The organism is Trinickia sp., assembly GCF_036503415.1.
Lineage (GTDB): Bacteria > Pseudomonadota > Gammaproteobacteria > Burkholderiales > Burkholderiaceae > Trinickia.
Genome location: NZ_DASXWY010000225.1, coordinates 1 through 14600 on the forward strand (window position 1 = coordinate 1; position 14600 = coordinate 14600).

The 14600-nt window shown below is 63.1% G+C and carries 14 protein-coding genes and 2 pseudogenes; 7 read left to right on the forward strand and 9 right to left on the reverse strand.

What is annotated here, in order from left to right:
- Positions 1–37 precede the first annotated feature (37 nt).
- From VGL01_RS25445 to VGL01_RS25460, 4 genes and pseudogenes are all read left to right on the forward strand, one after another.
- Positions 38–280, forward strand: a pseudogene (locus VGL01_RS25445) (DUF2249 domain-containing protein); the annotation flags it as partial.
- A gap of 247 nt (positions 281–527) precedes the next feature.
- Positions 528–2327 (forward strand): ribonucleoside triphosphate reductase, encoded by a 1800-nt coding sequence (locus tag VGL01_RS25450; protein WP_331574360.1) that lies wholly within the window; start codon positions 528–530, stop codon positions 2325–2327.
- A 2-nt stretch (positions 2328–2329) separates the two neighbouring features.
- A complete protein-coding gene (nrdD, locus tag VGL01_RS25455) occupies positions 2330–2512 on the forward strand; it encodes an anaerobic ribonucleoside-triphosphate reductase (RefSeq protein ID WP_331574362.1) in 183 nt (60 codons plus the stop codon).
- Between the two features lies 1 nt (position 2513).
- A complete protein-coding gene (locus VGL01_RS25460) occupies positions 2514–3248 on the forward strand; it encodes an anaerobic ribonucleoside-triphosphate reductase activating protein (protein ID WP_414720358.1) in 735 nt (244 codons plus the stop codon).
- Here the strand turns inward: VGL01_RS25460 and VGL01_RS25465 are convergent.
- From VGL01_RS25465 to hemN, 4 genes are all read right to left on the reverse strand, one after another.
- Positions 3222–3647, reverse strand: a complete 426-nt coding sequence (locus tag VGL01_RS25465) for a putative zinc-binding protein (RefSeq protein WP_331574364.1) — start codon at positions 3645–3647, stop codon at positions 3222–3224. The genes VGL01_RS25460 and VGL01_RS25465 overlap by 27 nt on opposite strands.
- A complete protein-coding gene (locus VGL01_RS25470; protein WP_331574366.1) occupies positions 3644–4879 on the reverse strand; it encodes a nitronate monooxygenase family protein in 1236 nt (411 codons plus the stop codon). Before VGL01_RS25470 ends, VGL01_RS25465 begins: the two co-directional genes overlap by 4 nt.
- Positions 4880–5042: 163 nt before the next feature.
- On the reverse strand, positions 5043–5744 hold the full coding sequence (locus VGL01_RS25475; RefSeq protein ID WP_331574368.1) for a Crp/Fnr family transcriptional regulator: 702 nt from the start codon (positions 5742–5744) through the stop codon (positions 5043–5045).
- 17 nt (positions 5745–5761) lie between these two features.
- Positions 5762–7207 carry an oxygen-independent coproporphyrinogen III oxidase gene (gene hemN, locus VGL01_RS25480; RefSeq protein ID WP_331574370.1) on the reverse strand — a complete coding sequence of 482 codons (1446 nt, stop codon included), beginning with the start codon at positions 7205–7207 and terminating at the stop codon, positions 5762–5764.
- A gap of 197 nt (positions 7208–7404) precedes the next feature.
- Here hemN and VGL01_RS26180 point away from each other — a divergent pair.
- Positions 7405–7527: pseudogene (locus tag VGL01_RS26180) on the forward strand (Rrf2 family transcriptional regulator); the annotation flags it as partial.
- Entirely contained in the window at positions 7511–7657 is a 147-nt protein-coding gene (locus VGL01_RS25485; RefSeq protein ID WP_331574372.1) for a hypothetical protein, read from the forward strand. The pseudogene VGL01_RS26180 and the gene VGL01_RS25485, both read left to right, overlap by 17 nt.
- Before the next feature lie 77 nt (positions 7658–7734).
- Here VGL01_RS25485 and VGL01_RS25490 read toward each other — a convergent pair whose 3' ends face one another.
- The 5 genes from VGL01_RS25490 to VGL01_RS25510 form a co-directional block, all read right to left on the reverse strand.
- Entirely contained in the window at positions 7735–9381 is a 1647-nt protein-coding gene (locus tag VGL01_RS25490; protein ID WP_331574374.1) for an ATP-binding response regulator, read from the reverse strand.
- A complete protein-coding gene (locus VGL01_RS25495; protein ID WP_173259556.1) occupies positions 9378–9836 on the reverse strand; it encodes a response regulator in 459 nt (152 codons plus the stop codon). Before VGL01_RS25495 ends, VGL01_RS25490 begins: the two co-directional genes overlap by 4 nt.
- A gap of 18 nt (positions 9837–9854) precedes the next feature.
- Positions 9855–11453, reverse strand: coding sequence for a sensor histidine kinase (locus VGL01_RS25500; protein WP_331574376.1), 1599 nt, complete (start codon positions 11451–11453; stop codon positions 9855–9857).
- Positions 11454–11583: 130 nt separating this feature from the next.
- The gene (locus VGL01_RS25505) at positions 11584–12345 is read right to left on the reverse strand and encodes an ABC transporter permease (protein WP_331574378.1); all 762 of its coding nucleotides are present in this window, start codon (positions 12343–12345) and stop codon (positions 11584–11586) included.
- Positions 12345–13274 carry an ABC transporter ATP-binding protein gene (locus VGL01_RS25510; protein ID WP_331574495.1) on the reverse strand — a complete coding sequence of 310 codons (930 nt, stop codon included), beginning with the start codon at positions 13272–13274 and terminating at the stop codon, positions 12345–12347. The genes VGL01_RS25505 and VGL01_RS25510 overlap by 1 nt, the downstream gene beginning before the upstream one ends.
- A gap of 401 nt (positions 13275–13675) precedes the next feature.
- Between VGL01_RS25510 and VGL01_RS25515 the strand changes: the two genes are divergently transcribed.
- Entirely contained in the window at positions 13676–14482 is an 807-nt protein-coding gene (locus VGL01_RS25515) for an IclR family transcriptional regulator (RefSeq protein ID WP_414720359.1), read from the forward strand.
- Positions 14483–14600: the final 118 nt, after the last annotated feature.

Below are 14600 nucleotides of genomic sequence, written 5' to 3' on the forward strand. Positions count from 1 at the left end.
TGTTCTCGTCGATGTCACTTCCACTCAGGAGTCCGCAATGACCAATGCCAATCCCAATACGACCTATGCCTTCGATGTGCGCGGCATTGCGAAGCGCTTGCGCCACGCCGCCATTTTCGGGGCGCTCGAAACGCTCGACCACGGGGAGACCATGCGCTTCATCAACGACCATGATCCTCTGCCGCTGCTGAATCAAATGCAACAGCGGTACGGCGATCAAGTCCGCATCGAATACGTGGAGCGCACGCCGGAGCGTGTCGTGATCGACTTCGGCATCCGGCTCACGGCGAACGAAAGCGAGGCGCCCGCGCAAGCGTCGGCTGCCGGATGCGCAGGCGGTGGAACCGGCACGTGCGGTTGCAGCGGCTAATGGCGAAGGGCCATCGGCCGCGCGCCATGCTCGCGGCCGGCTCATAACTTAACGCAGGTCAAGTAGACGCAAGAATGTAGGCGAGCGGCGTTGACCACGCTATATGTAGTGCATACGATGAGCAACATCACAATATATTGTGCTCATCGAGGCTCACATGGACCACGGACCGATACCCGCTCACCTTCTTCAAGCCGGCCGCCACGCACACGCCGCGCAGGCGCAACGGCATGCCAAACCGCAAGTCGACGTGGCCTCCGCCATCGAGGAGTATCTCGAACGCCGCGATTGGCGCGTCAATGCCAACGCAAATCAAGGCTATTCGCTCGGCGGCCTGATCCTCAACATCTCGGGCAAGCTCGTCGCGAACTACTGGCTGAGCCACGTCTATCCGCCCGCCGTCGGCCAGGCCCATCGCGACGCCGACTTGCACATCCATGACCTCGACATGCTTTCGGGCTATTGCGCGGGTTGGTCGCTGCGCACGCTGCTCACCGAGGGGCTCAACGGGGTGCCCGGCAAGGTGGAAGCGGCACCGCCCAAACACATGTCGAGCGCAGTCGGGCAAATCGTCAACTTTCTGGGCACGCTGCAAAACGAATGGGCCGGCGCCCAAGCGTTCAGCTCGTTCGACACCTACATGGCGCCGTTCGTGCGCAAGGATCGGTTGAGCTACGAGGAAGTGCGCCAATACGTTCAGGAACTCATCTACAACCTGAACGTGCCCTCGCGCTGGGGCACGCAAACGCCGTTCACGAATCTCACGTTCGATTGGGTGTGCCCCGAAGATCTACGCGAGCAAGTGCCGGTCGTCGGCGGGAAGGAAATGGACTTCCGCTACGGCGATCTGCAGGCCGAGATGGACATGATCAATCGTGCCTACATCGAAGTGATGCAAGCGGGCGACGCGAAAGGCCGCGTCTTCACGTTTCCGATTCCGACTTACAACATCACGGCCGACTTCGATTGGGACAGTCCGAACGCCACGCGATTGTTCGAGATGACCGCGCGCTACGGCCTGCCGTATTTCCAGAACTTCATCAACTCGGAATTGAAACCGAACATGATCCGGTCGATGTGTTGCCGGCTGCAGCTCGATCTGCGCGAGTTGCTCAAGCGCGGCAACGGCCTGTTCGGCTCGGCCGAGCAGACCGGATCGATCGGCGTCGTGACATTGAACTGCGCGCGGCTCGGCCATCTTTATGCCTGCAACGAAGGTGCGCTCATGGCTCGCGTCGACGCGTTGCTCGAACTCGGCAAGGAGAGTTTGGAAATCAAACGACGCGTGATTCAGCAACTGATGGATAACGGCCTCTTTCCGTACACGAAGCGTTACCTCGGCACGCTGCGCAATCACTTCTCCACGCTCGGGGTCAACGGCATCAACGAGATGATCCGCAACTTCTCGGCCGACGCGCACGATCTGACGACCGACTGGGGACATACCTTCGCTGTCCGCCTGCTCGATCGGGTCCGCGCGAAGATGCTCGCGTTCCAGGAAGAGACCGGGCATATGTACAACCTCGAGGCCACGCCGGCCGAGGGTACGACATACCGCTTCGCCAGGGAAGACCGCAAACGCTATCCCGGCATCCTGCAAGCAGGCACCGCCGACATGCCGTACTACACGAACTCGTCGCAGTTGCCGGTCGGCTTTACCGAAGATCCGTTCGAGGCGCTCGAGCATCAGGACGACTTGCAGCGCAAATACACGGGCGGCACGGTCCTGCATCTTTATATGACGGAGCCGCTGTCGTCGGCCGACGCCTGCCGCGAACTCGTCAAGCGTACGCTGAGCCGCTTCTCGCTCCCGTACATCACCGTCACGCCAACGTTCTCGATTTGCCCCAAGCACGGCTATTTGCCGGGCCGCCACGAGTTCTGTCCCAAATGCGACGAGGCGCTGCTTCATCGCAAATGCAATCGACCCGCAACCCCTGAACCAATGGAGCCTTGAACATGAATCACAATCACGCGACACACGCCGGCCCCGTCGAGCTTCGCGACGAAGAACGCCAACCGTGCGAGATCTGGACGCGCGTCATGGGGTACCACCGGCCCGTTTCTTCGTTCAATACGGGCAAGAAAGGCGAATTCTACGAGCGCACCTATTTCACCGAGGAGGTTTCTCTTGCAACGTAACATCCCGAGCACGCCGGTCGTTTGCGCGGCCGCGTCGCTGCGGCCCATCAAGGTCGGCGGCGTGGCGCCGTTTACTGCCACGGATTTTCCGGGTGCGCTCGCGGCCGTCGTCTTCGTGCAAGGATGCCCATGGCGCTGCGGCTATTGTCACAACACGCATTTGCAACCGCGCACTCGGGCAGGCGCGGTACCCTGGACCGACGTCATGCGCTTGCTGGCGCGCAGGACCGGCCTGATCGATGCTGTCGTATTCAGCGGAGGCGAGCCCACCGCGGACCCGGCGCTTGGCCCTGCGATCGGCGATGTCCGTGCGCTCGGCTTCAAAGTCGGGCTGCACAGCGCGGGCACGCATCCGCGCCGATTCGCGCAGCTGCTGCCTTTGCTCGATTGGGTGGGGCTCGACATCAAGGCGCCATTCACCGACTACGAACGCGTGACGCGCGTGCGCGATAGCGGAACGTCCGCCAGACGCAGCCTCGAAGCATTACTGGCCAGCGATGTCGATTACGAATGCCGCACGACGGCGCACCCGGCGTTGCTGTCGGAGACGGACCTGCTCGTTCTGGCGCGCACGCTTGCGAATCTGGGCGTGAAAAAGTACGCCCTGCAACTTTTTCGAAAGCAGGGTTCGCGCGACGCGCAGCTGAACGCCATCTCGCTGGCGGGCTATCCGAGCGAAAGCGTACTCGACGAAATGCGCGGACGGTTTCTATCCTTCGACGTCAGACGAGGCTGATGCGCGCTCCCGCAATTCGCGGGCGAGCCCTTCGACTTCGTTCACCACTTCGTCGGCCTGCTGCATATCGAAGTCGGCGTGAAACCGCTTGCGCACGCCGTGCTCGGCCAATTGCACATATTCGTCCGCCGCAAGCTCATGCCGCCCGAGAGAGTGCTTCACGCACGCAAGCGGACATCCGTCTATGGCGATGATGGGCCTGCCCGAGTGCGCGAGCTTCAGTAGCGCCGGCACATCGCCTCCGACACCGGCGATACACGACATCTCGGCCGCACCGCGCCGATCCAGTTGTACGGCTACGTAGTTCGCCATTTGCGCCGCGCTCGAACAGCCCGAGCACGAATAAACGAGCGGTAGCACGCGGCGTTCGCCGCTCGGTGGGAAACGATCATTCGTCATAGTGGAATCGGCAATCCAGCGTCAAGCCGCCTCGTGACAGGAAGAGCAACGTTATCCGCGGGGTCCGCGGGGTCGTCGGCAGGGCTGCGCCCCGTCAACATGTACTCGATGAGCTCGCGCGCGGGACGAATCCGACTGCCGAACGGCAGCGGCTCGGAGCCGCGAAAGAAAAGCCCGCGCTTGACGTCGCCGGCGAGCGCATAGGCGAGCCGCTTATCGATGCAAAATTGCCCGTGTTTCGCGATGCCATCGCGCAGGCCGCATTGCTGCAGGCAATCGAAGCCGACCGTACACTTGCGCGGCTTGGCGACGCGCTGCAGCTTCGCTTCCTTTTCCAGGTACTCGGCAAGCCACGGCGTCAGCACGGCACGCGCGGGCAACCCGGCGACGCTCATGAACGTCACGATCTCATCGAGCGGGGCTTCGGCGAGCACTTTCTTGAAGTTCGGATGCGCATCGCCCTCCTTGCTCACCGCGAACGGCGTACCGAGCTGAACGGCTGTCGCGCCGAGCGACACGATCTCGCGCATCTGCTCGTGCGTATGGATGCCGCCCGCGGCAATGAGCGGAATCTTCTCGCGCTCGAGCCCGAGGTCCTTGAACAGCGCGAGCGTGCCTTCGATGACTTCGCGATACGCGAAATGCGGGTTTGTGACGCTGTCGAGTGAGGGCGCGCCAAGATGCCCTGCCGCATACCGCGGGTTTTCGATCACGATGGCATCGGGCAAGCGCTGCTTGCGCATCCATTTCTTCAGCAAGAGCCCGATGCCGCGCGCATCCGACAAGATCGGTATCAGCGCGACATCCGGAAAATCCACCGTAAGCTCGGGCAAATCGAGCGGCAATCCCGCGCCGACGACGACGGCATGGGCTCCGCTTTCGCACGCGCGCCGCACATATTGCGCATACGCCGACACCGCACGCATGACATTGACGGCCACGGCTCCCTCGCCGCGCGCGAGGCGCAGCGCTGAGCGCACTTCTCGATCGAGGGCTTGCAGATTCACGGCATCGATCAGTGCACGGTCGCGCGAGCGCGCAGTCTCGGCCATCAGATCGAGGTGATGACGGCGCAGATCGACGCTGGAGATGGTTCCCATTGCGCCCAGCGAGGCAACGGTACCCGCGAGGCGATGCGCGGACACCCCCACTCCCATTCCCCCCTGGACGATGGGCAACAACGTCTTGCCCTTGATGCGCAGGGGTTCGAACACAGCCTTCGGCACTGACACAGGACGACCTCACGAAAATCGCAGTAACGGCAAGTGTGAGGTGCGTGCGCAGGGCGGACCTTAATCTGGGTCAAGGACCCGTCGGCCTGCGGTGCGGCAATTGATCGCTCCTTGAACACTTGCCTGTGTGCCGGCTATCGGCACGCGATGCGCAAGTCAGGACTTAGTAAGCGCATGCCGCCTGCAGCTTCGCGACATCCGGAATGACGATCTCGCGTCCGTGGACCGTGAGGAGCCCCCGCACTCCCAGTTCGTGGAGAATGCGCGAAAAATGTTCGGGCGTCAGGTTGAGTCTGGACGCCACCATCTTCTTGCCCGCTTCGAGTCGCACGCGCAGCCCCGCTCGTTGCTCGCCGGGTTCGGCCTCGCCTTTTAGCGCAAGCAGGTAGCTGATGAGACGATGCGTGCCCGATCGAAGCGAGTACGCCTCCACGTCGCGCATCAACGCGTGCAGACGTGCGCTCAAGCCCGCGAGCATCTTGCAGGCGAAATCGGGATTACCGCGCAATTCGTCGATGATTGGGGCTTTCGCGACATGCAGCAGCAGCGAATCGCTGATCGCCTGTGCCGACACGAAGTACGGCTTGCCAAGAAACATCAGGGCCTCGCCGAAGCTATCGCCGGGGCCGACGAGCCGCACGACTTTCTCTTCGCCGAGCGGCGAGACCACGCTGAGCTTGATCTGCCCGTAGACCACGGCATGCAAGCCCGAGCACACATCGCCGCAATGAAACGCCATCTCCTTGCGCGCGAGCTGCTGCTGTGTCGTGCCGAGCGCAATCCGATCGAGCTCGTTGCGCGACAGCTCGTTGAAGAGCGGCATTCTCGCCAGGAAATCCTGGACGCGAATCTTTGCTCTTTGCATTCGCATGCTCCATCGACCTAGATCAGTTTCGAATACGAGGCCGCGCCGGGCCGCCCAAGGTATTTGTCGAAGGTCATCGCAATGGCGCGCACGAACAAGCGCCCTTTCGGCAGCACGCGAATCGCGTCGTCGCCCACATCGATGAGCTGGGCCTCGCCGAGCGGGGCGAGCGCGGCGATCTCATCTGCGAAGTAGCGCGCGAATTCGATCCCGTGGCGCGCCTCTATCGCGCGAAACGAGAGCGGCATGCTGCACATCAGCGTCATGATGACGTCGCGACGCAGCAGGTCGTCGGGACTCAGCGTCAGCCCGCGCTCGACGGGCAAACGCTGCGCGTCCAAATGCCCGTAATACGACTTCACCGAGCGCGTCGATTGGCTATAGGCGCGACCGATCTTGCCGATTGCCGAGACGCCGAAGCCGACGAGGTCGCATTCGGCCTTCGTCGTATAGCCCTGGAAATTGCGGTGCAACGTCCCGTCGCGCAACGCGCGGCTCAGTTCGTCGCCGGGCTTCGCGAAGTGATCGAGGCCGACATAGACGTAGCCCGCATCGAGCAGCCGACGAGTCGCGTGCATGAAGATATGCAGCCTGTCTTCGGCAAGCGGGAGCTCGCTCGCGTCGATCAGCCGCTGCGCCTTGAAACGGTTCGGCAGGTGTGCGTAGTTATAAAGCGCGATCCGGTCGGGCGCGAGACGGATGACCTCGTCGAGCGTGCGATCGAAGCTTGCGACGGATTGCCGCGGCAGCCCGTAGATGAGATCGACATTGATCGATTCGAACCCCGCATCGCGGCTCGCCGCCAACGCGCGTTCGACCATGTCGAGCGGCTGGATGCGATTGACGGCATGCTGCACGGCGGGATCGAAATCCTGCACGCCGAAGCTCGTGCGATTGAAACCCAGGGATGCGAGCGACGAAAGCGTGTCTGCCGTGACGGTGCGCGGATCGATTTCGATGCCCATTTCGGCGTCGGGCTCGAAGGCGAAGTGGCGATGCAACGCATCGACGAGGCGCCCCAGCTCCGTCATGCTGAAAAACGTCGGCGTGCCGCCGCCCAGATGCAGTTGCGCAGTAGATCGATTACCGCCGAGCTGCGGCGCAACCATCGCGATCTCGCGTAGCAGGTAGTCGAGGTACTCCGCTGCGCGACCGTGTTCGCGTGTAATGACCTTGTTGCAGGCGCAGAAATAGCACAGCGACTCGCAAAACGGCAGATGGGCATAGATCGATAGCGGCGCGGCGGCGGCGGTGTCGGCGCGCTCGGCCAGATGGCGGCGATACGTCGCCTCGTCGAACCCCGGCACGAAGCGGTCGGCCGTCGGATAAGAGGTATATCGCGGACCGGCGTTGTCGAAACGACGGATCAACGCTTCCGATATTTCGAGGCCGGCGAAGCGGCCGAAGTCCGGCTCGGCAACGCTCGCTGATGCTGCGTGGCTTTGCGCCGAATGAGCTGACATATCCCTTTCCCGTCGAAGTGCATGGCCCGGCGGCAATGCCGACCTTCGACCATTATCGAATCGCCCGTCACGGCAAACTTGATGTATGTCATCAATCTTCGGTTTCTCCCTCGCTCGCGCAACCCAACGTGGGTATGACTTCACGCCCGAATGCCGCCACAAAAGACATACAATGAATCGCCTTTATAGGCTTGGCTATGAGACTGACGGACTTCACCGATTACAGTTTGCGCGTACTGATGTATGCGGCCGTTCGCTCGGACGAGCTTGTCACGATCGCTGAGCTTTCCGAGGTGCTCGGCATTGCACGCGGGCACCTTCGTCAAGAGCGTGCTGGACCAATACACGCTCGCGGACATCGCCGCGGAGCAGGCCAAGCTGTCGCGCGTGCTGGGGTTGGCGGCGCGGGAGCAGCCGCTCGTGCGGCTTGCACGTAAATCGCATGCGTGAGATACGTGCGGCCCGACCGCAGCGGCGCATGGCGCGCGTAGTAGCGCTCGCCCCCCTTGCCAAGGCAGGCCCCCGTTTTACATGCCCGCTTCCCCACCCGAAAACGATGCCGCCCGCCCCGCCAGCGCGGCGACGACCACGACGAGTTCCAGCGGATCGATGGGTTTCGCCAAGTGCGTCTGGAATCCCGCGAGCAACGTTCGCCTGCGGTCCTCGCTGCGTGCGAATGCCGTCAGCGCGGCGGCCGGCGTCACGCGCCCGCGCGGCGCTTCCCACGTCCGCAAGCGGCGAATGAATTCATAGCCGTCCACACCCGGCATGCCGATGTCGCTCACGATCACATCGGGCGGCGCCTCGATACAGGCTTCGAGCGCGTCGAGCGCATGCCCGAACGCGCGCGTCTTGGCGCCGCGCTCCTCGAGCACACGGCACACGAGGTCGCGTGCGTCGGGCTCGTCCTCCACGATGACCACCTGCAAGCCCGCCAGCGCGGGCGGCGTCACATCCGGCAACGGTTCGTCGAGCGGGGTATGAGCAAGCTTGGCGACGCTCGCCGGCAAGCGCACGACAAACGCCGCACCCATGCCTGCGCCATCGCTGCGCGCCTCGATGCGCCCGCCATGCATTTCGACGAGCTGCCGGGCAATCGAGAGTCCGAGCCCGAGCCCCCCGTGCTGCCGCGCGATGCTCGAGTCCTCCTGGCAAAAACGCTCGAACACATGCGGTAGAAACTCGGGCGTGATGCCCTGACCGTTATCGGCCACCGTCAGTTCGACCTCATCGTCGATACGGCGTAGCGCGACCTCGACGCTGCCGCCCTTGCCCGTGAACTTCACCGCATTCGACAGCAGATTCCAGACGATCTGCTGCAGCCTCGCGGGATCGCCAAGCATCGCGGCGTCGGGTTCGAGCGCAGGCACGATGACAATCTCTTTCGCGAGCGCGCCGGGACCGAGCGAGCGAATGACATATTCGACGAGATCGACGAGATCGACGCGCTCGACATCGAGACGCAGCTTGCCGGCGAGAATCCGCGAAAAGTCGAGCAGATCGTCGACCATCCGCGCCTGGGCGCGCGCATTGCGGTCGACCACCTCGAGCCCCTTGCGAACGGATTCGGACGCGCTTGCGTCGCGCAGCAGGACCTGCGTCCAACCGATGATCGCATTCAAGGGTGTACGCAATTCGTGCGAGAGCATCGCGACGAATTCGTCCTTCATGCGCGAAACGCGTTCGGCCTCGGCGCGCGCGGCCCGCTCGGAGGCAAGCAGCGCTTCGCGTTCTTCAGCCAGCGCCCGAAAATGGGCCTCGCGCTCCTGCGCGTGTTGCGCCTCGGCCAGCTCGCGCTCGATGCGTCGCTCGCGCAGCACGCGCTCGATCGCCTCCGGCAAGTACTCGAGGTAATGCTCGCTCTTCGGCACGACATCGGCCACGCCCGAGCGCAGCGCCTCGATGACGCGCGCCTCGTCCGCAAAACCCGTGCAGAGGATCGCCGGCAACGCAAACCCGTTGCGACGCAGCGCGCGCAGAAACTCGAGCCCCGTCTCGCGACCGCCCAACGTGTAATCGACGATGAGCACATCGGGCGTTTCCTGCGTCATCGCCGCGCGCGCGGCGTCGGTCGTGGACGCCTGGCTCACCTGGTAGCCTGCGCGCCCCAGCGCACGCGACGCAAGGCGCAACAGCCCCTCGTCGTCGTCGATGAACAGGACGTGAGCCGTCATCGGCCGCACGCGGGCAGCTTCACCACCTGCAAAAAGAAGCCGAGTCGGCGCACGGCCTCGATGAAGGCGTCGTACTCCACGGGCTTCGTCACGTAGACGTTGCAGCCCAGCTCGTAGCAGCGCTCGATCTCGCGCGGGTCGTCGGTGGTCGTCAGCACGATGACCGGCAGCGACGCCGTACGCTTGTCGGCCTTCAGGCGCCGCAATACCTCGAGGCCGTCGATACGCGGCATCTTCAGATCGAGCAGGATGACCGATGCGGGGGCGGGGTCGCGCAGGAAAGGCGCGTCCTCGCCGAAGAAGAAGTCGAGCGCTTTCTGGCCGTCGGAAAGACGCGTGAAGCCATTCGTGAGACCGGCGCGACGCAGATTGCGCTCGATGAGCGTTGCGTGGCCGTCGTCGTCCTCGATCAGGATGATGTTGACGGACTGGCCGTCTGCGGGTCCGGTATGCATGATATCGATTTCCCTCAATCAGGCGGCGACCTGCTCGGCCGCCTCCGGTAGCGACAAATAGAAGGTCGTGCCAACGCCCTCGGTCGATTCGGCCCACACGCGTCCGCCATGCCGTTCCACCATGCGGCGCACGAGGGCGAGCCCAATGCCTTCGCCGGTCGCCACGGCGCCGTGCAGCCTCTGGAACGCATGGAAAAGGCGCGGCATCGCCACGGCCGGAATACCGAGACCATTATCCTTCACATAGAAGATGCGTAGTGAGTGCGTTCCGGCGGGCGCGGGCATGGCCCCGATTTCGATGCGACCGGGCCGCTCGGGATCGAGGTAGTTCACCGCGTTGCCGATCAGATTCGCGAATATCTGCTCGAGCGCCGTCGGATCGCCCCAGACGGGCGGCAGGTCGACCACGACGATCTCGGCGTTGCGCGAGCGGATCGAGCCTTGCATCGCATCGAGCACGTGGCGCACGAGCGCCGCGACATCGACGGCCTGGCGGCGATACTCGACGCGGCCCACTCGCGATAGCCGCAGCAACGAATCGATGATATGGGCGGCACGCAAGACCGCGCTTTGCAAAAAGCGCAACGCCTCGCCGATATCCTCGTCGATGAGCCGCTCGACATGCTCGCGGTCCTCGGGCGAGAGCGACGATTCGCGCACCGCCGCGCGCAGATCGTCGCAGGCATGCGTCAGCTCTTTGGAAAACCCTTGCAAATTGACGAGCGGCGAACGCAGATCGTGCGAGACGCTGTAGATGAACATCTCGTTTTCCTGCGTTTGCTGATGCAGCGTCTCGTTCGTCCGAGCCAGTTCGTCGGCCCGGCGCGCAAGGTCGTTCTGGAAGCGCGCCTGCATCCGTTCGGATTCGCGCAGGCGGCGGCTCGTCTCGTGCAGGATCGAATCGAGATGCGCGATCTCGTCATCGCCGGGCGACGGCAGTCCAAGCGGCGCGTTCTCGGCGAGCCGCGCCGCGTTATCGGACAGTTGCCGCAGCCGGCCGCGCAGTCCGCGCGTAAACAGGAATACCGCCAGTGCCGCAAGCACGAGCGAGCCGACGACGGCCGCGGTGGTCAGCCGCTGCTGCTGCGCGAGCGCGGAGGCGGCCTCCTCCGTGCGCAGTGAATCGATGCGCAATTCCTCGGCCTGGAAGGCCGCCACCTGCGAGCGGAAACGATCGATCACGTCGATATTGGCCTGATTGCGAAAGCGTTCCAGCACGTCGTCGTGACGGCCGTTGCGCAGCAGGTCTTGTACGCGGTCGGACCATTGCCGGTACGCTTGCACCGACTGACGAATTTGCGCGGCGCGCTCGACCTGGGTGGGGTTGTTCGCAACCAGATCGACCAGTCTGTCTATATTGCGATCGAGATCGATCCAGAGTGAAACGGGCGTCGCCGTTGTCCGGTCGTCAGTGAGCACCGCGCCGCGCATGCGTACCGTCTCGAGCAATACGGGTTCGAGAATCGCGTTGGTCTGGCGCAGCACGTCCTTGCTATGCAGCGCCCATTGCTCCGCCTGCTCGGCATTTGCCTGCGCCTTCACGAGCCCGGAAAGCAGCGCGAGTTCGAACAACGTCGGAATCGCAATCAGCAGCAGCCCTTTGGTCGTCAGTCTCATGCTCGAAGGAGTGGGGTCACGAACCTGGCGATGCGCCTGTCGGTCCGAGCATTATGTCGACGTTTGCGCGGAATGACAAAGCGCGCTGTCATGCGCGCATGCCGTCTGCTCGCGCCGCTGCCGGCGGCCCTCAGGTCTTGAGCCGATATCCCGTCTTGAAGATCCAGGCGACGATGGCCATGAAAACCAACAGGAATACGCCCGTCATGGCCAGGCTCACGCCGACATGCACGTCGGCCACGCCATAAAAACTCCAACGAAAGCCGCTGATCAGATAGACGACGGGATTCGCGAGCGCAATCGTGCGCCATACCGGCGGCAGGATCCCGATCGAATAGAAGCTGCCGCCGAGAAACGTGAGCGGCGTGATGATCAGAAGTGGAATGACCTGCAGTTTTTCGAAGCCGTCGGCCCAGATGCCGATGATGAAGCCGAACAGGCTGAACGTGATCGAGGTCAGCACGAGAAAGAGCAGCATCCAGAATGGATGCTCGATCCTGAGCGGCACGAAGCACGCCGCGGTCGCCATGATGATGAGGCCGAGCATGATCGATTTGGTCGCGGCCGCGCCCACGAAGCTCACCACCAGCTCGAGATAGGACACGGGCGCCGAGAGCAATTCGTAGACGGTGCCGGTGAATTTCGGGAAGTAGATGCCGAACGAGGCATTCGTAATGCTTTGCGTGAGCAACGACAACATCACGAGCCCCGGCACGATGAACGCGCCATAGCTGATGCCGTCGATCTCGCGGATGCGCGAGCCGATGGCCGCGCCGAAGACCACGAAGTAGAGGGAAGTGGAAATGACCGGCGAGATGACGCTTTGCATCAGCGTGCGCCAGGTCCGCGCCATTTCGAACAGGTAGATCGCCCGCACCGCGTACAGATTCATCAGGACGTCTCCCTGACCAAGTCGACAAAAATATCTTCGAGCGAACTCTGCGAGGTCTGCAGATCCTTGAAGCGGATCTGAGCATCGGCCAAGTCCTTGAGCAGGCGCACGATGCCGGCCCGCTCGGACTGAGTGTCGTCATAGGTGTAGGTGAGCGCGCTGCCATTCGCCGAAAGCTCGAGCCCATAGCCCGCAAGCGACGGCGGCAAGGTTTCGAGCGGCGCCTCCAGATCGAGCGTCAGCTGCTTCTTGCCGAGCTTGCGCAGCAGTTGCGCCTTCTCTTCGACGAGAATGATTTCGCCGCGATTGATGACGCCTATGCGGTCGGCCATTTCCTCGGCCTCATCGATGTAGTGCGTCGTCAGGATGATCGTCACGCCGCTTTCCTTGAGCGTGCGCATCAGATTCCACATGTCGCGCCGCAGCTCGACATCGACACCCGCCGTCGGCTCGTCGAGAAAGAGCAGCGCCGGTTCGTGCGCAAGCGCCTTGGCGATCAGCACGCGCCGCTTCATCCCGCCCGAGAGCATCATGATGCGGTTGTCCTTCTTGTCCCAGAGCGACAGCGCACGCAGCACTTTCTCGATATGCGCCGGATCGGCCGGCTTGCCGAAAAGCCCGCGTGTGAACGAGACGGTGGCCCAGACCGTCTCGAACGCGTTCGTCGTCAACTCCTGCGGCACGAGCCCGATCATCGCGCGGGCCCGGCGATAGTCGCGCACGATGTCGTGACCGTCGACGGCGACGCGGCCCGACGTTGCGTTGACGATGCCGCAGACGATGCCGATCAGCGTCGTCTTGCCGGCGCCGTTCGGTCCGAGCAGCGCGAAGACTTCGCCGCGGCGCACCTCGAGGTTGATGTTCTTGAGCGCTGTGAAGCCCGAGGCATAGGTCTTCGACAGGCCGGCAATGGTCAGGATAGGTTGCATGGACACGGACGATATCAGAACCGCGGCGAAACCGCCGGGATCCTGCCCGCGCCGCCCAACCGACGAAAAAAAAGGCGCCACGTGACCGTGGCGCCTTAAAGAAGTTCTAGCCATTCCGAGGGCCGTGCTAGAACCTGAGAGACGGTATTCCGGAACTCCTCGCTCCGAAATGAGATTCCATTTTTTCTCTTTCAGCCGACGAAGTCAAGATAATTTTTGCCGAATTGTTGACAGGTACCCTCTCATGGAAAACGATTACATCGACCATGTGACGTATTTATTACCGATTCTAACCAAGCAGATTTGCGCACTTGCAAGCGATGAAAGGCGAACATGAAATAAAGTTTCGAAAAAATCACCGGAAGACAATCGTGCCTGCAACGACGCGCAAATCCGTTCCCATCAGCAAACCCGTCGAGAAAGACGGCGCCCCCGAGGAGGTCGCCGCGCTGGCACGGGGGCTCACGGTGCTGCGCCGCGTCGCAAGCGCCGATGCCCCGATCAGCAATCGGGAACTGGCCGAGCTGACGGGTATCCCGAAACCGACCGTCTCCCGCCTGACCGCAACGCTCGTCAAGGCGGGATTTCTCTTTCAGTTGCCCGACAGCGAGCGATTCGTGCTGACGGCATCGGTGCTCGAACTCTCGAACGGCTTTTTGCGCAACTTCGACATCCGGGCGCGCGCCCGTCCGTTTCTCGTCGATCTGGCCGATCGTACGGCGCTCTCCGTTCACCTCGTCACGCGTGACCGGCTCGACATGGTCGTGATCGAGGCTGTCCGGCCCTCCTCGGCGCTGCTCGTCTCGCGGCTCGAGATCGGCTCGCGCATGGATCTGACTCGCACCGCGGCGGGGCACGCCTATCTTGCCGCACTCACGGCGCCGCAACGCGAGGCCTTGATGACCGGGGTGCAAGCCGCCGCCGGCGACGACTGGCCCCATGTTCACGCCCGCGTGGCGCACGCGCTCGCGCAAACGGACAAGAACGGCTTTGCGATCGAGACCGGCGCGTGGTCCGCGGGCCTGAACGCGATCGCGGCCGGATTCGTCGGCCCCTCGGGCGAGCGCTACGCGGTGAACTGCGGCGGCGCCGCGCATCTGTGCACGCACGAGTGGCTGCTCGAACACGCCGCGCCGGCACTCGTCGGATGCGTCGCCAAGATCGTGCGAGAGATCGGCGGCGCACCGCGGCTGAGGCTGTCCGAGTAACAGTAACAGCGGTAACCGGCTGAAAAATACTTGGGTGGACTCCGGCTGAGCGCACGACGTAGCATCATGCATCGCGAACATTTGTCCCTCATGGGCGCTTTTTATCCCAACCGAGCGC

What these genes read in the sequence shown, in the direction of transcription:
- VGL01_RS25500 (WP_331574376.1), bottom strand. Translation starts at nt 11,453, where the DNA reads ATGAGACTGACGACCAAAGGGCTGCTGCTGATTGCGATTCCGACGTTG.
- VGL01_RS25475 (WP_331574368.1), bottom strand. Translation starts at nt 5,744, where the DNA reads ATGCAAAGAGCAAAGATTCGCGTCCAGGATTTCCTGGCGAGAATGCCG.
- nrdD (WP_331574362.1), top strand. Translation starts at nt 2,330, where the DNA reads ATGAATCACAATCACGCGACACACGCCGGCCCCGTCGAGCTTCGCGAC.
- hemN (WP_331574370.1), bottom strand. Translation starts at nt 7,207, where the DNA reads ATGTCAGCTCATTCGGCGCAAAGCCACGCAGCATCAGCGAGCGTTGCC.
- VGL01_RS25490 (WP_331574374.1), bottom strand. Translation starts at nt 9,381, where the DNA reads ATGACGGCTCACGTCCTGTTCATCGACGACGACGAGGGGCTGTTGCGC.
- VGL01_RS25465 (WP_331574364.1), bottom strand. Translation starts at nt 3,647, where the DNA reads ATGACGAATGATCGTTTCCCACCGAGCGGCGAACGCCGCGTGCTACCG.
- VGL01_RS25510 (WP_331574495.1), bottom strand. Translation starts at nt 13,274, where the DNA reads ATGCAACCTATCCTGACCATTGCCGGCCTGTCGAAGACCTATGCCTCG.
- VGL01_RS25495 (WP_173259556.1), bottom strand. Translation starts at nt 9,836, where the DNA reads ATGCATACCGGACCCGCAGACGGCCAGTCCGTCAACATCATCCTGATC.
- VGL01_RS25450 (WP_331574360.1), top strand. Translation starts at nt 528, where the DNA reads ATGGACCACGGACCGATACCCGCTCACCTTCTTCAAGCCGGCCGCCAC.
- VGL01_RS25505 (WP_331574378.1), bottom strand. Translation starts at nt 12,345, where the DNA reads ATGAATCTGTACGCGGTGCGGGCGATCTACCTGTTCGAAATGGCGCGG.